Annotated in this window: 14 protein-coding genes; 2 read left to right on the top strand and 12 right to left on the bottom strand. The window is 59.2% G+C overall.

Going from position 1 to position 16,586, the window contains the following annotated elements; translation table 11 throughout:
* Positions 1-130: 130 nt before the first annotated feature.
* Positions 131-940: a hypothetical protein gene (locus CFR76_RS17710; protein ID WP_146222654.1), complete on the bottom strand. Its 810-nt coding sequence runs from the start codon at positions 938-940 to the stop codon at positions 131-133.
* A gap of 548 nt (positions 941-1,488) precedes the next feature.
* On the opposite strand from CFR76_RS17710, the gene CFR76_RS17705 reads away from it, so the two are divergent.
* Together CFR76_RS17705 and CFR76_RS09120 are read left to right on the top strand one after the other, a co-directional pair.
* Positions 1,489-1,767 (top strand): hypothetical protein, encoded by a 279-nt coding sequence (locus CFR76_RS17705; protein WP_146222653.1) that lies wholly within the window; start codon positions 1,489-1,491, stop codon positions 1,765-1,767.
* Positions 1,760-2,737, top strand: a complete 978-nt coding sequence (locus tag CFR76_RS09120; protein ID WP_110556856.1) for a hypothetical protein — start codon at positions 1,760-1,762, stop codon at positions 2,735-2,737. Before CFR76_RS17705 ends, CFR76_RS09120 begins: the two co-directional genes overlap by 8 nt.
* A gap of 68 nt (positions 2,738-2,805) precedes the next feature.
* On the opposite strand, the gene CFR76_RS09115 is transcribed toward CFR76_RS09120, so the two are convergent.
* From CFR76_RS09115 to CFR76_RS09065, 11 genes are all read right to left on the bottom strand, one after another.
* Positions 2,806-3,576: an SDR family oxidoreductase gene (locus tag CFR76_RS09115; RefSeq protein WP_110556855.1), complete on the bottom strand. Its 771-nt coding sequence runs from the start codon at positions 3,574-3,576 to the stop codon at positions 2,806-2,808.
* Positions 3,577-3,827: 251 nt separating this feature from the next.
* Entirely contained in the window at positions 3,828-4,748 is a 921-nt protein-coding gene (gene rfbA / locus CFR76_RS09110; protein WP_110556854.1) for a glucose-1-phosphate thymidylyltransferase RfbA, read from the bottom strand.
* Positions 4,745-5,821, bottom strand: coding sequence for a dTDP-glucose 4,6-dehydratase (rfbB, locus tag CFR76_RS09105; protein WP_110556853.1), 1,077 nt, complete (start codon positions 5,819-5,821; stop codon positions 4,745-4,747). The genes rfbA and rfbB overlap by 4 nt, the downstream gene beginning before the upstream one ends.
* Positions 5,822-6,057: 236 nt before the next feature.
* Positions 6,058-7,209: an acyltransferase family protein gene (locus tag CFR76_RS09100; RefSeq protein ID WP_110556852.1), complete on the bottom strand. Its 1,152-nt coding sequence runs from the start codon at positions 7,207-7,209 to the stop codon at positions 6,058-6,060.
* Positions 7,210-7,243: 34 nt separating this feature from the next.
* Positions 7,244-7,801 (bottom strand): polysaccharide biosynthesis/export family protein, encoded by a 558-nt coding sequence (locus tag CFR76_RS09095; RefSeq protein WP_110556851.1) that lies wholly within the window; start codon positions 7,799-7,801, stop codon positions 7,244-7,246.
* Between the two features lie 94 nt (positions 7,802-7,895).
* Complete coding sequence (locus CFR76_RS09090) at positions 7,896-9,272, bottom strand: outer membrane beta-barrel protein (RefSeq protein WP_244191856.1); 1,377 nt, start codon at positions 9,270-9,272, stop codon at positions 7,896-7,898.
* An 8-nt stretch (positions 9,273-9,280) separates the two neighbouring features.
* Positions 9,281-10,759, bottom strand: coding sequence for a flippase (locus CFR76_RS09085; protein ID WP_110556850.1), 1,479 nt, complete (start codon positions 10,757-10,759; stop codon positions 9,281-9,283).
* The gene (locus CFR76_RS09080; RefSeq protein WP_110556849.1) at positions 10,759-11,910 is read right to left on the bottom strand and encodes a glycosyltransferase family 4 protein; all 1,152 of its coding nucleotides are present in this window, start codon (positions 11,908-11,910) and stop codon (positions 10,759-10,761) included. Before CFR76_RS09080 ends, CFR76_RS09085 begins: the two co-directional genes overlap by 1 nt.
* Positions 11,911-11,930: 20 nt before the next feature.
* Entirely contained in the window at positions 11,931-14,141 is a 2,211-nt protein-coding gene (locus CFR76_RS09075) for a GumC family protein (protein WP_244191855.1), read from the bottom strand.
* Between the two features lie 5 nt (positions 14,142-14,146).
* Positions 14,147-14,962: a WecB/TagA/CpsF family glycosyltransferase gene (locus tag CFR76_RS09070; RefSeq protein WP_110556847.1), complete on the bottom strand. Its 816-nt coding sequence runs from the start codon at positions 14,960-14,962 to the stop codon at positions 14,147-14,149.
* A 35-nt stretch (positions 14,963-14,997) separates the two neighbouring features.
* Positions 14,998-16,479, bottom strand: coding sequence for an exopolysaccharide biosynthesis polyprenyl glycosylphosphotransferase (locus CFR76_RS09065; RefSeq protein ID WP_110556846.1), 1,482 nt, complete (start codon positions 16,477-16,479; stop codon positions 14,998-15,000).
* Positions 16,480-16,586: the final 107 nt, after the last annotated feature.

Genomic DNA, 16,586 nt, shown 5'->3' with positions numbered 1-16,586 from the left:
TTTCACTGTTACGCTTATTACATACAGACCTGTCAAGCCTTACTTACTAGACAATGCCCGCCAGCAGGCTGGCGTTGGTAAGTTGTCCACTCCACATCGAAAATGAACACCATACTGCATTACGATTTCATTATATGCGGATTTTTTTCAGGAACTGACGATATCTATGATTTATATTTCTGGTTTTTTTAAATAAAAATACAACAAGATTTTTTATTTTTTTATTCCTGTATTTTCTTTTTATTATTGCTTCCTTATAATAAAAACTCTTCCTCCGCCTTTCCCTACTGATATTTTTCAACGCTCCAATATCCCGGTTTATGCAGCATTCTATGATCTTCTTCATGGACTCCGTTCCAGACATTACCGGTGTAATGTCATGTCCCACTAATGGAACATTGACTATCTGTACATTCCCGGATTCTTTTTTTATCCGAAGCGCATGAAACATGTCTGTCTTATGTAGATTATCAACAAATATAAAAATGCTACCCTGCATATCGTCGGATTGAATGCCCATATTTTTCATATCGGATCTGAAATGACACTTCCAGTAATCATCAACAAGATTACATTCTTCTGCATCTATAGACCACTGCGGACATAATGATATTACTGTATCCGCTCCAAAAAGCTTCGAATATTTTATGGCGGCATACCCTCCCATTGAGGCGCCGTATATAACTATCTTATCAAACGCGCTTATTATTTTTTCCGCGCTTTCATAGCACAAATCCATACTATTTTTCGGGAACCAGTTTGCTTTTTTTGATACAATGCCCAAAGCAGAAATATTTGCATTTATTGCAACAGTGTCCGCAAAAAATCTATCTCCTCTACTATCGAATATCATGTCATTAAACGTTATCAACAGGAAACGACTGCTATCTGATCGAAAAAAACATTTCAATTCATCATCTTCATAAACAATACGTTTCATATCAACTCATCCAAAAAAATAATAAAAAACTATTATTTATATAAAAATTTCCATAATATACAGTTATCCTCAAGAAATTGATATGTAGGCATACAGATTTTTTCATCTCCTGCCCAACAGCTTTCTTATTCCACACGGCGGCTACCGCAACATGCATACCAATGATAACGACAAAATATTACCATCACATTCCATATATTTACATAATATTTTACCCATAAAATCCTGCGTTTCAAGCCGACAGCATATAGCCCGACACAATAGCACACCACACTCACTCCAGCCCGTTAAATCAGGAAATGGCATGCAATGCGGCCGTCCTGTTTCTTTCGGGATACGAACCCGCCCTACTCTGATCAGATCGGGGTGCCGACCGCCATACAGGCGACTTTCAGGGTCAACCATGTCTACCATCCTGTCCGTAAATGGATTATGTTTCCTGGTATAAAATTCAAAACCGAACCTTCAATACAGCACTGTGCGCAGATATTTCCAATCGTATTACATAACGGACCCATCTGACATGCTGCCTGACAATCCCGGAGCAGATGCTGGTGATGGTCCACACCTGCAAACATCAAGCCAGTCACACCTGCCTGTTCCTCCGCCTGATCAACGCAGAAAAAATGGGGCAGAGGATTCCTGTTCATAATCTGCATTTTCTTATTGCGAATGATATTCGTTTTCATTATAAGCGAAGGCACTCACGGCACGATCAGGCAGTTTTCCCAACCGTCGATTTCCCAGCACACCGCCGTGAAAACTCCTGCGGCATCGCGATGCCGCACTCCTTTTTTTCATGCAGGGACCATGCCAATCATGAGTGAAACCACAGGACGCACGGCCGACTGGCACCTTGAACATTCCTCACCCGGCCTGCTTCTGCATTATCTTGATCCCCGGCGCCCGTTCGCCCGGCAGGTCAATATGCTGGCAGCCCGGTTCCGTGGCATACAGGCCCTGTGCAACGACGGCGCTGGTTCCCCTGCCCTGGCCCGGCTGCGCAATGCGCTGGCGTTCCACATGGTCAGGATGTCACGGTGGTGGCGGTTTGATTTCTGCCCCCATGGCGTGACCGGCGTGCGCAATCCGCTTTTCCTGACCTATGTGAAGACGCATGCTGAACGCTCGGCTGACGATGATGCCCTGTTCGACCTGTTCACCCTGCAGCGCCACATGCATGCGGGTGACGGGGGACATATCCTTGTCGTGGGGCAGGATCTGCTAACGGATCCATCCGTCTCCATCCTGTATGGTGTGGACGGGCAGCGTAATTTCCGCTTCGCCACCGGCTCCCGTGGTGTCGAACCGCTATGGAACAGGCAGCCACATCCCGATTTCGCATCCGCATGGCTTGCCGCGCATGCCGTGCATGCGCTGATCCGCGATGACAGCGCTGACATACATGAATATGAAACCGCCCACCGCGAACATATATGGGCACGGTCGTGGCATCACCGGCATTTCCATCGCAGCGGCAATCTGCCGGTCATCCGCCAGTATGCGCAGGCCAATGCCCAGATGATGAACTGCCAGTCCGCCTTTGGCCGCGCTGAAATGAAAACGGTCGTGGAACGTATCGCCTTTGACATTGCCCGCACGGCATTCCAGCGGCACATGACGGTTGCGGACCTGATTGAGGAAAGTGACGCGCTCTCCATCAGCCTCCGTTCGGCCAACACCATCAAGCAGCGTGCGCGCGCCTATGTGGCGACCTGCATCGACCCGGTTGCCCGGCCTGAAATGGATGCGCTGCTGGACCGGGTCGTATCCTATGTCCCGCGCCACTGCCCGTAAACACGCCGCGCCCCGGCGTGGACCACGGGGCGCGGATACCTGTTTCCTTTATACAAATACACTCCGTATTACTGTGCGGTATAACCACCATCAATGACCAGTTCGCTGCCGGTCATGAACTTTGATTCGTCAGACGCCAGGAACACGATGCCATAGGCAATGTCATCCGGCTCACCCAGGTGGCCCAGCGGGTGCAGGTCAACCAGTTTCTGCCGGGCTGCGGCCTGATCCGGGGTTTCCTTGGTGAAACCCTGCACCATCGGGGTCCAGATATAACCGGGATGGATGGAATTGACCCGGATTTTGTAACCCTGTTTCGCGCAGTGCAGTGCGGCTGACTTGGTGAACAGCCTGACCCCACCCTTGCTGGCGTTATAGGCGGCAAGGGTGGGGTCACCGACCAGTCCCTCGATGGAGGACAGGTTGATGATCGATCCCCCACCCTGCGGCTTCATGGCCTCCACGGCGTACCGCGTGCCCAGGAAAACCCCGTCCAGGTTGACCGACTGCACACGCCGCCAGTCGGCCAGGCTGGTTGTCTCGACAGAGCCGGAATAGAGGATACCCGCATTATTGACCGCTACATCTAGCCGCCCGAACTGCGTGGCAATGGTGGCCATCGCCTGTTTCCAGTCGTCTTCAGCCGCGACGTTGAGCGGGATGAACAGCGCTTCGCCCCCTACGTTCGTAATTTCGGCGACGACGGCCTGACCTTCATCCGCCTTCAGGTCGGCCACGACCACCTTCGCGCCTTCGCGCGCCAGCAGCAGGGCCGTCGCCTTGCCAATCCCACGCGATGCGCCCGTAACAAGCGCCACCTTTCCCGATACACGTCCCACGTCTTTTTACTCCTGAATAAGTAACTCCCCTTAAAATATAAGAAAATTCTTATTCAGCACATTGATGGGACACAACACATCCACAATTTAACAACACGTTTTTGTGATATCATGACCCAGCTCTCAGGCCAGTCAACAGCCTGCGATCATAAGAAAGTCCTTGGCGAAGCTTTTTTCAAAAAGCGTAAAAGAATGCCGCCTTTTTGAAAAAAGGCGGCACCCAAAAACTTTTATTTATTTTCAAATAATTCCTAAGCCGCTTCGGCATCGTTTTCGGGAACCGCATTGGCAATGCCCATAAGCGCGCGCCCAAGCTCGGTCTTTATCATGCGCCGTGCATAGGATTCCAGCCCTGCCGCATCAATAAAGCCACGGCGGAAGGCCACTTCATGCGGGGAACCAACCAATAGCCCCTGACGGGACTGGATGGTCTGTACGAACTGTCCCGCCTGCATCAGGCTGTCGGGCATGCCCGCGTCAAGCCATGCGCAGCCACGCCCCAGGCGCTGCACATGCAGGTCGCCATTTTGCAGGTAAAGCCGGTTCAGATCGGTAATTTCCAGTTCCCCACGTGGCGAAGGCTTCAGGCTGCGGGCATATTCGCGCACCCGCCCGTCATAGAAATACAGCCCCGTTACCGCCCAGTTCGACAGCGGGCGCGTGGGTTTTTCCACAATATCCAGCGCATGCCCGTCGGCGGCGAAACTGACCACGCCATAACGTTCGGGATCACTTACCTCATAGGCAAAGACCGTAGCCCCCGTTGGCCGGCTGGCCGCCGTGCGCAGCTGCTTGCCCAGATGGTCGGCAAAAATCAGGTTATCACCCAGTATCAGGCCACACGGCGAATCATCCAGCCAGTCATCGGCAATGATGAAGGCCTGCGCGATCCCATCGGGCGAAGGCTGCTCGCGATAGGTGAAGGTCACGCCCAGATCCGCCCCATCCCCCAGAAGCCTGCGGAACAGCGGCAGGTCCGCAGGCGTCGATATGATCATGATATCGCGTATTCCCGCCAGCATGAGCGTGGATAGCGGATAGAAAATCATCGGCTTGTCGTAAACCGGCAGCAACTGCTTGCTGACCGCCTGCGTCATGGGATGCAGGCGCGTGCCCGAGCCGCCAGCCAGAAGAATACCCTTGGTCGGTTTCGTTGCGGTGTTCTCGCTCATGCTGCTGTTCCCATCTTGTCACCCGCGTGGCCAAGGCGTTCCCCACCATAACGGGCGGCCCGAATGCTTTCCCACCATTCCCGGTTATCCAGATACCACTGCACCGTGCGCCGGATGCCATGTTCAAAATCATGGCGGGCACGCCAGCCCAGCGCCTGTTCCGCGTGGGTCGGGTCGATTTCGTAACGGAAGTCATGCCCCGGCCGGTCGGTCACGTGCCGGATCAGGCGCGCATGCGGGCCTGCCGGGTCGGGATGCAGTTCATCCAGTATCGTGCAGATCGCTTCCACCACCTGCATGTTGGTGCGCGGCTGTCGCGCGCCGATGGCGTAGGTTTCGCCGGGCTGCCCCTGTTCCACCGCGCGGACCAGGGCTTCGGCATGATCCTCGACAAACAGCCAGTCGCGCACATTCTGTCCCGTGCCGTAAACCGGCAGTTCACGCCCCCCGATCGCGTTGATCGTGACCAGCGGGATCAGTTTTTCAGGAAAATGCCATGGCCCGTAATTATTGGTGGTGTTGGTGACAAATGCTGGCAGGCCATAGGTATGGTACCATGCCCGCACCAGATGGTCGGACGATGCCTTGCTGGCCGAATACGGGCTGCGCGGATCATAGGGGGTCTGTTCGGTAAAGGGCGGGTCACCGGGGCGTAATGCGCCAAAGACCTCATCGGTCGAGATATGATGGAAACGGAATGACTTGCGCCGCCCCGCATCCTGTCGCATCCACCACGCCCGCGCGGCCTCAAGCAATGTATAGGTGCCAACTATATTTGTGCTGACAAACGTGCCGGGTCCATCAATGGACCGGTCCACATGGCTTTCCGCCGCCAGGTGCATGACCGCATCGGGGGCGAAATCGTCAAATACCCGCGCCATGGCGGCAGCATCCGTAATATTCGCCACTTCCAGCCTGTAGCGCCCGCTTGCCGCGGCATCTTCCGTTGCCTTTATACTTGCGGCATAGGTCAGGGCATCGACATTGAGGACATCATGCGCGGTCTGGGCCATAAGGTGCCGCACCACCGCGGAACCGATGAACCCGCAGCCGCCCGTTATCAGTATGCGCATTTCCAACCTCCTTTCCCCGTAACATGGCCGTACGCCCCGGTTGCTTTCCACAATAGGGGAAAACCGATCGTTCCGCGCATTGAAGCCGGACAGGAATATTGCAACAGCCATGTATAACCACAAACAGATTACGATAGTCTAATGGACTGTCTGTGTCATAAATATGGAGAACGCTACCTTGATGCGATAAAAAACAGTATTGCGGCAGAATAACCCGTTGCCCCGGGCACAGCCATTCAGGCCGCATTGCGCACCGCAATCATGGCGTCACGCGCTTCGACCCGCTGCATGACCCTGCGGCCAAAACGCTGCGAAGGCCGTTCGACCAGATGGTAACAGGCCACGCCCACAAGCAGGCATACCCCGAATATTGCAAACGTCACCAAAAGCCCCGGCACGAAACCAAGATGACGCAGCCATGCACCCATGCCCCATGATATGATGCCGATAATCAGGTAATGCGTCAGGTAGAACGAAAACGATATGCGCCCCAGCCAGATGACCGGCCCCGAACGCAACAGCGCGTCCACCCCGCCGCGCTGGTAGGCCAGCCCGAAAATAAGTGCCGTGAACCCGAATACATCCAGAACCGGCACGACCGGAAAGAACAGTGTCGCCACAATAAACGCGACAGCCCCGAATGTAATGGACGCAGCATGCCGTTCCATGCTGTCAGGCAGCATGTGATAGGCACGGTACAGCAATATCCCCGCTGAAAAGCAGAAGAACATGCGAATGGCCCCAAATGTGCCCGTCGGGTTGTTATTGGCATGGTGGCAGGCAAACAGCACCGCAACCAGCACCCCAAGGCTTGCCGCGCACAATGCCAGCGCATGGCGCGGGGATGCGATGCGCATCGCCCCCATGGCCAGCAGTGGGAACAGCAGGTAACCCAGTACCTCCGCACTCAGGGTCCATGATACGATGTTCCATTCCCCCAGCTTCAGCACGGTCCAGCTCTGGACCAGCAGCAGGGTCTGCACGAACCCCGGCAGGGACAGGTTATGGGCGCGATAGGCGAAGGCCGGGTCCGTATAATAACGCTGCATGGCCACGTAACCGGGCGCAAGCAGCACCAGCGGCACCATGGCCAGCAGCACGAATGTATTGAGCGGATAGACCCGGAAAAAGCGGACAATGAAAAAATCCCGGATCACATGCCACCGCAGCACGGCAAACTGCCCTTCATGCACATGCATCAGGATAAAGCCCGACAGCACGAAAAACAGGTCCACGCCCCGGAATCCGTTGAACAGGAACAGCGACTGCAACATCCATGGCTGGTGCAGGATATCGGCAGCCAGACCGTAGAAATGGGTCATGAAAACCCATAGCGCCGCAACACCACGGACGCCGGTCAGGCTGGGGATGGAACGGGCCTTGGGCATGTTATCCCCCTGGATGCATCTGTCTTGTCAGGTTTCAGAAAAACCGCTCGTCAATCGTCACCACATCACCCGGCAGCAGGGCGGTCGCACGGGATATGCGCCCCTCATGCGCGGGGGTATTGAGGTCTTCATGCCGCACATCGGTCGCATGGCTGGTCACGGCGCGATAGGTAAAGCCACCCGCCAGTGCGACAGCGGTCAGCATGGTCATGCCCGGCTGGTAGGGATACTGGCCGGGATGGTTGACCTCGCCCAGGATATAGATCGGCCTGTACTGCGCGACCTCCACCGATACGCTGGGCTGGGTCAGGATACCCTTGCTTTCAAGGCTGGTGGAAATATGCCGGGCCAGGTCACGTGGCTCAAAACCCGCCGCACGGACCGTGCCCAGCAACGGGAAATCGATATTACCATTGTCACTTACGGTAAACGTGTTGCTCAACTGCGGGTCGTTATAGGTAATGACGCGCACCTGATCGCCCGGGCCAAGATGGTAGGCCCGGGTATCGACCGCTTCAAAGGACTGCTCCCGCGCCGAGGCGCAGCAGCTCAGGGCAAGCAGGGCCGTGACACCGGCTGCCTGCATCATCATGGGCCGACACGTGTTCCGTATCATTGCAAACATGGTCACTCCCAAATCATTCAATGTGGTTTTCCTCCGTATCCGCCCGCGCGGCCAGCCGCCATCAGCCAGAGAAGGAAAAGCCCAACAGTATCGTATTGCTCGTAAACGTTGAAAGACGCCCCGGGATGTTCAAATAATTCACGTTCCCGCCCGATGTGGCGTTATTGACATAGTTGTAGGTAAGGGACGCCCTTACGTGACGGTCGATGTTCCAGAAAACCGACCCGCCAAAGTGGATCTGTTTCTGCAGGCGGCTTCCCTCCAGGCCGGACGTGGCGGTACCCGTGACAACCGTCATGCTGGACTGCGACGCGCTTTCCCCATATTCGGCATAGGCGCGCAGGAACACGTTATGCCGCAGTTCATGATCCCATTGCAGCCGCACATCGGTTACGACCTGATTGCGGGCAAAGGGCGTTTCAGGGTCGCTCAGGTGGCGCGCCGCCGTCAGGTTGACGGTGTCGATGCGGCGCGGCATCCATGTCACATTGACCTCGAACGTAGGCGTCGTGACGGAAGGGCTGCGACCGCTGCTGAAGCTGCGCGTTTCCCCGCCAACCAGCAGGCGGTACTGCCACACCTGCCCGCTGCGGAAATCCACGCCACCGAAGCCCGCCCCATCGGCATAGTTGTTGACCGATGCCTCCGGCGCGGAATCATACTGTGCCGCGGAGCCACGGAAAACGATGACGGCCGCATTCCCGCGCGAGAATTCGTAGCGCGAGGTCAGGGACCCGGTCTCGGTCTTGTGGCTGATGGTGCCGTAATCAATTGAAATCGGCCCCGGCGCCGTCCCGAAGGAAAAATCCTGATAATCGAATGCCGGGATCAGGCTGAAACGGCCGAACATCTTGGTATAGGTCAGCCGCCCGTCATTGACCTGGTAAGGCACGGGATAGACCACGCCATACACGCCCAGGTTGGTCGCGGACAGGTGGTACTGGTAATGGGAATAGGCCATGCTGAGCGTATCGTGGCCCAGGTTGAGCGTCCCGCCGATACTGCCGTGCCAGTTGGTGTAACTGGCGATCGACTGCGTCGGGTAACGATGGTCGTCCATTCCCACCGATGCCCCCAGCGCGTGGCGCCGCCAGCGTGAATTGAGGCTGACATTGGCCGAGGTCTGCACCACGGGGCTGCCCGACCCCGGGATACCCAGCGTATTGGAATTGTAGCCCACATTTTCCGACGCGCTGGGCCGTAGCAGCCAACTGCCCAGGCCAATGCCATCCGTCTGCTGGCCCATCATCTGCCGGGTCACGACCGACCCGGTCATGTCCGTCGAATAGCCGGGAATGTCAGCCGGGAAAAGCTGCTGGATCAACTGCGCATGCGCGCTGTGCGCATGCAGCCCGATCCCCAGCATCACCATCCCGACCGGTCCCCGCGACAGGCAGCGCCACACACTGGCGCTGTCCTGCAACCGCCCTACCTTCATACCTTACCCTAACCTGTAATCGTAAGACGGGGATTGCCCCCCGCGCGCTGAACACACCGGTGCGCCATGTCACGCAGTCCCGGGTCCAGCCGGTATGCGGCAATAGCCATCGCCAGCCCCGCCATGGCGGCGGCGCATGCGGAAGCTACCAGATTCATGGGAATCAACAGACTCACAATCAGCGCTCCTGTCATTATCAACATTCCCGGCACAAGCCGCCAAGTCTGCCGTGACAGGCAATCTGACAACAGGTAAAGAGCAACTAAATTAATCGTGACCCGCAGCGTCCAGGCCGCTGCCGCCCCCGGCAGGCCCCACCATTTTATCATGACCCACAACACACAGAAGAAGGGCAGGATCTCCACCATCGAGACCTTGGCCGTGATATGGGGCCGTCCCTGCCCCTGCAGCAATCCATACGGCAGGAAGGCAATGCCGTTGGTCCAGGCCCCGAACATCAGGATTTCAGCCACGGGGCGCGAGACTTCGGCAAAGCTGCCGCCAACCCACATATGCAGGAACGCCCCCGAAAACAGGATGCCCGGCGCGCAGATCATGCCGAACCCGTAGGTCAGCGACGCGGTGGCCCGCCGGGTCAGGTCGACCGCCTCCCCCCTGCCGGCGCGCGACAGGCGCGGGAACAGCGTGCGCGCCAGCGCCGTCGCCACGACCTGCGAGCGCATGGCAAGGTTCATCGGCACGGTGTACTGCCCCACCGACGTCACCCCCAGCGTCGCACCGATGATAAGCTGGTTGGACGTATCCAGCAGCGGGTTGATCAGGCTGGAAATACTGACCCACGACCCGTAGCCCAGCAGGCGCTTGAGCCATTTTACGTCAAAATCCATCGGGCGGATCGGCCATTCCAGCACCATGACCACGCAATAGGCCAGCCCGATCATGGCCAGCCGCGACAGCACGATGGACGGAAGGACAACCGTAAGTTGTGGACCGAAAAAATGGATGCAGATCAGCGGAATGATCTGACCCGCCATGGTGGTGCTGGAATTGAGCATGTTGGACAGCAGGAATCGTTCGCGCGATTCCAGCGCCCCCGTCGCCACGCCATTGACCATGCCCAGCGGCAGCATGACCGCCATCCACGGATAGGCATGGCGCGTTTCCGCCAGCAGGTCGGGCGGGATGCGCACGAAATGCAGCAGCACCATATCCCCGATCGGATACAGGATCAGCCCCCCCAGCGCACCCAGGGCAAGGTTGCTGTAGAACGCCGTCATCAGCACGGGCGAACGCTCGCGCGCCGTGGCGTGCCCCAGCTGCGCCAGCGCATTGGCCGATGCGCGTGACAGCCCGAAGTCCAGAAACCCCAGGTACCCCAGAAGAATCCACGAAATCGCAACAATGCCGTAACGGTCCGTGCCAATGAGCTGGAGGTAGAACGGCACGGTGCCCAGCGAGACGACAATCGGGAAAATGGAACCGAATACGTTGAACAGGAAATTGGTGGAAAATTTGCTTTGCGCCATCACTCCGCCCCTGCCGCCGCCATGACGGGTCGAGACCCCGCCTGACCCAGAACCTGTTGATAGAGGCGCACATAGTCCTGCGCGACACTGTTCCAGTCGTAATGACTGGCCACTTCCATATTCCGCGCCCGCAATGCATCCGCCGTATCGGGCAGGGATGCGGCCAGCGCCTCCACCTCCCGCGCGGCGGGGGCAAGGTTGTCGGGATCGACCATGACGCCTGCCGCCCCCTGCTGCATGAGCCGGGCAAAGGGGGTGATGTTGCTCAGGATGGGGACCAGTCCCGCGGACATCGCCTCCACCGCCGCAAGGCCAAAGCCCTCATGCGCGGACAGGCAGCCAAAGAAGCCTGCCTCCCCCATCAGGTCGCGCAGGGCGGCGTCCGACGGGCCGGATACGATACGCAGGGCGTCCGTAATGCCGCATGCCTGCGCCTGCTGCCGCAGGTCAGCCACCGTCAGGTTGGAATCCTGCCCTGCCACGATCAGCCTCCACCCCGGGTTTTCGCGCCGCAGCAGGGCGACAAGCTGGAACAGCAGCCTGAGCCGCTTGTGCACGGCAAAGCGCCCGAAGGCCAGGATGGTGCGCCCCGGCTTGCGGGATGCCGCGTCACGGAAGCGCGCCTGGTTGATGCCGTTTTCAATCGTCACCAACCGCCCCGCGGCCACCGTGCAGAACAGGTCGGCATCGCTGTAGCTGCACGCGACAATACGTTTGTACGCCCGCACGGATACCGGCGTGATGGTGCGGAACCATATTTCCTTGATCCGCCGCAACGCGCCGGTATGGAAAAAGCCGCCATGGGTGGACGCGATCATGGTCTTGCGGTGGAACGGCCATGTCCATGCCAGGAAATCGAAGAAGAAATCGATCGCATGGACATGCAGCAGGTCGAACGCCCCGATATGCCGTAGCACCTGTGGCGCCAGCGGATAACGGCTCGACCCCCGCCACGGGATGCGGATGACCGGTATGCCATCGACCATGTCACGATGCGCAAGCCGGCCCGGACGCCCGAATACACTGTCGAGCGTCAGGACCTGCGCATCAATGCCCCTGTCCTGTCTCTGGCTGCGGGCAAGGTTGAGCAGTGAATCCTCCAGCCCGCCGACAGAGGGGCTGAACTGGCGACAGATATGCAGAACTTTCAATATTTCGTCCCCCCTGCTTCTCATTTCTCGTCAAAACGGCTCAGGATCTTGATGTCCCGGTTGCCGTAGCTGTAGCCCATCACGTCCATGGCGTTGTCTTCCACCATGGTGGCCACTACCCCCGCCACCGGCGCGCCATATCCCTCCAGCCGTTCCAGGCAGGCCATGACGGCGCGCTGGGCGGTGCTTTTCCAGCGGCAGACAAAAATAACCTGATCGGCCATGTTGGCGTGTACCAGCGCATCACTCAGTCCCAGCAGCGGCGGGCAGTCGATGATGATCAGTTCATATGACCGCTTCAGTTCCGTCAGGATCGCGCGCAGACGACGGATTTCAACGGGGCTGAAGGCATGCTGCATCGTGCGGCCCGCGGGAATGTAGTCAAACCCGGTATCAGGGTCCGTGCGGATGATATCGGCCACCGGCACGCCCGTCGTCACCAGGTCGCTCACGCCCAGCGAGGGCAGGCCCGTCGTGGCATCGGCCAGATAATGGTCCAGCATGCCCCGCCGGTGGTCGGCATCGATCACCAGCACCTTCTGCCCGCCCCGGCGCGCCACGGTCGCCATCCACAACGCCAGCGTGCTCTTGCCTTCCTCCGGCCCGGCCGACGTAATGGCCAGGCACATCGGCTGCCCGCCTTCATGCACCCGCATGGACAACTGCATGACAAGGCTGCGCACCGCCTCGGTCGCGCGCGAATACGGGTGGTCGATCACATGCCGCCGCACGGCCTGTTCCGTCCGGCCGCCCACCTTGGGCACAACCGCCAGCAGCGGCAGCGGAACGGCGGCGCGGAGGCGTTCGATTTCGGTAAAGCCGGCGGCAAAATAATCCCGCAGCAGGACCGCCCCCGCCCCGGCCGCCAGCGCCACGGCCATCAGCCCCAGGCCGATTTTCTTGCGGTTGGGGAAGCTGGGCACGTCGGGCGCGGAGGCGTGGGAGACGACGGCGATGGGCGGCTGCAGCAGGGCGGCGCGGTCCACGACTTCCTTGGCGTGCTCCAGAAAGGTCTCGTACACGGTGCGCGCGCTCTGCGCTTCCTGGTCCAGCGTGCGGTATTCCGCCTGCGGGGCACTCTGCCCGCCTGCCTTCTGGCGCAGCAGGTCCAGGTTTTCATTCAGGCGCTGGACTTCGGCGCGGGCGGAAATCTGGTCTTCGCGGATTGTGCTCAGGGCGGCCTGCGTTTCGGCCTCCAGGCTGGCGCGGGTTGTCGCGATCTGCTGGTCCAGCGCGCGCAGGCGCGGGTGCTGCGGGCCATAGGTCGCCGCTTCCTCCTGCCGCGTGCTCTGCAACTGCATGAGCGCATTGGCGGTCGCCACCAGAATGGGTTCCTGTGACAGGGCGACCGCGGCACGCGCGTCCCCGCGCGCCGCCGCGTCACGCAGCGCGTCGGCACGGGCCTGCGCCGCCGCCAGCCGCCCTTCCGCCTGGCTGAGGTTGGCGGAGGTATCGGCAATCTGGCGTTCGATAAGCGGCGTGCTGGTGCTGCCTTCGGTGGTGTTGGTCAGGCCGTGGGCGTTATCGAAGGCATTGGCCTTCTGCACCGCATCCAGCCAGCGCTGCCGCAGGGCGGCCGTACGGTTGTCCAGCCATGTCGCCACATGATTGATATCCGCCGTCTGCCGCGCCAGCGCAATGCGCTGGTAATTCGTGACCACGGCATTGGCCAGGGCCGCCGCGCGCTGGGCATCGCCATCAACCACGTTGATATCAAGGATCTGCGTGCGGGGTTCCGGTGTTATGGTCAGGTTATTGAGGAAGGCGTCTTCCTCATGCTCGCGCTGCACCTGCGGGTCAACCGGCGCGCTGGCATGGCACAGCACCCCCAGCCCCATGTGGCACAGCCGGTCGCGCACGCCCACATGGGGCGGGGCGGCCGGTGGCGGCAGTTCCGCCAGGACGGCGGCGGCGACATCACGCGAATGGATCATCGCAGCTTCGGTCGACACCAGCTCATCATCCGGCGGGGCCAGGTTCTGCTGCTGCCCGTTGGGGGCCAGCGGGTCCTGCTGCGCGCGTCCCGACACCACGACGGTCGTGGTCGCGGTATAACGCGGCTTGAGCGTAAGCATGACCGCCCCGCCCGTGACCGCTACCCCCAGCACGGTCAGCGCAAACAGCATCCTGTGCCGCAGGAACGCCCGTACTGTCTGACGGATGACAAGGCCCACATCGTGCGCTGTCCATGACATTGAAGTGGCCCGCCCGTGTATGGAAACGTAATTCATGCTGTTTATCCGGCAAGTTTCCGCGAAATGGACGACGAGGGCCGATCGAAAAGCCTGCGCCGCAAATAAACGAGGACATGAAACCCGAATACAGGCAGTCCCAGCAGGTAACGCCGCCACAGCCTGCGCGGTTCGCGCACCAGCCGCACAAGCCATTCCAGCCCCATGTTCGCGACCCATCGGGGCGGGCGGTGCACACGTCCGGCCGCATGGTCAACCAGCGCGCCCGCCGTAATGATGACACCGCTGGAAAGGTGGTCCATGTTGTCATACAGCCAGCGTTCCTGGCGTGGCATGCCCATGGTCAGCAGGATGATGTCTGGCCGCGTCGTGCGCAGGCGTTCCAGCAGCAGCGTGGACTCACGCGATCCGGGGGTCGGGTCGAAGAAGCCATGCTGCGTGCCCACCGTGCGCACGCCATACCTGTCGGAAAAGGCTTTCGCCGCCCTGTCCACCACGTCCGGCCTGCCCCCGATCCAGAACACCGATGCGTCCCGCCCCAGATGCGACAGGACCGGCCCGATCCATTCCGGCGGCGTGGTGCGCGGCAGGTGCCGCCCCGTAAGCACAATGCCCGCAAGCTGCACGCCCGCCCCGTCACAGAATGCAATGTCAGCGCGCCGGAACAGCGTGCGCAGCCATGGCTGTTTCTGCGAGACCACCGCCATATGGGCGTTGGCGTTGACGACTGTCATCTTCTGTCCCGTCCGGACCGCATTCACGACGCGCCGGGCAATATCCGCCCGCGATATGTCATGCAACGGCAGGTTCATGACATCGACAACCGGACTTTTGACTGTAATTTGCGTATCTGCGTTCATGTGAATACACCATTCATGTCAGGAAATTGAAGAATTCAGAACGCATTCCGACTGAAGATCTCACGTTTTATGGTCAGGAAAATGATCTTGATATCCAGCCAGATCGACCATGCGCGTATGTATTCCAGGTCCAGCACCACGCGGCGGCGCAGGTCATCACGCGTAACCAGCTCGCCCCTTGATCCATTGATCTGCGCCCAGCCGGTAATGCCGGGCTGCACGCGATGGCGGGCGACATATTCCTCCATCGCCTCATGCAGCAGTTGCCCGCCCGCGCGCGTCTGCGGCGCATGGGGGCGTGGGCCGACCAGTGACATCTCGCCACGCAGCACATTGAAAAGCTGCGGCAGCTCATCGATGCTCAGCCGCCGTATCCATTTGCCGACACGGGTTACGCGCGGGTCAGTGCGCGATGTCTGGCGCGCGGCTTCCAGATCCGACATGTCCGTGTACATAGAGCGGAACTTGAATACGTTGAAGTAACGGTTGTTGAAGCCCTGCCGGGGCTGGCGAAACAGCACGGGACCACGGGAATCCAGCCTGATCGCCAGTGCGACAAGCGCCAGCACGGGGGCCAGCGCCACAAGCAGCAGCATGCTGGCGGTCAGGTCGAAGGCGCGTTTTTCCAGCATGTCCCATTCACTTAACGGACGGCGCTGCAATACGGTCAGGGAAAACGGGCCGAAACGTTCAACCGGCCAGCCGTGGCAGTCCTCCGTCATGAGCGACGGCACGACATATACATCGGCCAGCACACCACGCAGGCGCCACAATATGTCCATGACATGCGGCTGCCCGCCCTCGCCGGGGGGAAGGCATATGATGACCGCATCAATGTCATCCTCCCGCGCATGCGCGACCAGATGTTCTATCGTGCCGTCAACATTGCTGCCCTGATCGTCAAAAATCCCGACAAGGCGGAACATGCGCTGCATGCGGGTATTGATGCGGGTGGCCATCTGCACCGCCTCCCCGCCCGAACCGATGATCGCCACCTTGCGCGCCAGGCGATGGGTGACCGCGCGCGTCTGCACGACATACGTGCCCACGCACCGTTCCAGCAGCAGAGCGATCATTACGAACGCCAGCCATTCCGCCCCCATGCGCAACGTGACGCCAGGCGGCCATGACAACGTGAGCAGGACAGTGCAGAAGATGACCTCGCCAAAGACGACAGGCGGCAGCAGGTAGCGGACCTGGCACGAAACCCGCGTCAGGGCGGGAATATCCAGCAGCGGGATGTTCCTGGGGAACAGAAAAAACGCCCCCGCCGCCATGATATTGGCCAGCAGAAGGGCGCCAGACAGTTCATCGGGCGTATCATAGATACGTTGCCACGTAATACATGCCATGATGGCAAGGCACACGGACATGGCGTCCGACACGACCACGACCTGTGTCAGGACGGGATGACGGTAGGCGAAGCTGTCATCCTCCGTACGCGCCGTATGGACCCGTCGGGGGATGCTGTCGATCCCGGCAGATAGCGACGACAGGTCCGTTTCATCATTTTTCAAGTGCCTGATACCAACCGTTGATTGCTATAACCCATGAGCCCAATTGCGCAGTCCGATTGACATGATGCGCCATGGTTGATTGACGAGCTGGTTCCAGGCATGGCAGG

This window comes from Komagataeibacter swingsii (assembly GCF_003207895.1).
In the GTDB taxonomy this organism is placed as follows: domain Bacteria; phylum Pseudomonadota; class Alphaproteobacteria; order Acetobacterales; family Acetobacteraceae; genus Komagataeibacter; species Komagataeibacter swingsii.
Note: the sequence above shows the minus strand (reverse complement) of the source record. Positions and strands in the feature narration are given on the sequence as shown.

Bases quoted from the DNA above. Each gene is read 5' to 3' on its own strand.
- CFR76_RS09090 (WP_244191856.1), bottom strand. From the start codon at position 9,272: ATGAAGGTAGGGCGGTTGCAGGACAGCGCCAGTGTGTGGCGCTGCCTG.
- rfbB (WP_110556853.1), bottom strand. From the start codon at position 5,821: ATGCGCATACTGATAACGGGCGGCTGCGGGTTCATCGGTTCCGCGGTG.
- CFR76_RS17710 (WP_146222654.1), bottom strand. From the start codon at position 940: ATGAAACGTATTGTTTATGAAGATGATGAATTGAAATGTTTTTTTCGA.
- rfbA (WP_110556854.1), bottom strand. From the start codon at position 4,748: ATGAGCGAGAACACCGCAACGAAACCGACCAAGGGTATTCTTCTGGCT.
- CFR76_RS09085 (WP_110556850.1), bottom strand. From the start codon at position 10,759: ATGGCGCAAAGCAAATTTTCCACCAATTTCCTGTTCAACGTATTCGGT.
- CFR76_RS09075 (WP_244191855.1), bottom strand. From the start codon at position 14,141: ATGAATTACGTTTCCATACACGGGCGGGCCACTTCAATGTCATGGACA.
- CFR76_RS09100 (WP_110556852.1), bottom strand. From the start codon at position 7,209: ATGCCCAAGGCCCGTTCCATCCCCAGCCTGACCGGCGTCCGTGGTGTT.
- CFR76_RS17705 (WP_146222653.1), top strand. From the start codon at position 1,489: ATGCTGGTGATGGTCCACACCTGCAAACATCAAGCCAGTCACACCTGC.
- CFR76_RS09095 (WP_110556851.1), bottom strand. From the start codon at position 7,801: ATGATGATGCAGGCAGCCGGTGTCACGGCCCTGCTTGCCCTGAGCTGC.
- CFR76_RS09070 (WP_110556847.1), bottom strand. From the start codon at position 14,962: ATGAACGCAGATACGCAAATTACAGTCAAAAGTCCGGTTGTCGATGTC.
- CFR76_RS09120 (WP_110556856.1), top strand. From the start codon at position 1,760: ATGAGTGAAACCACAGGACGCACGGCCGACTGGCACCTTGAACATTCC.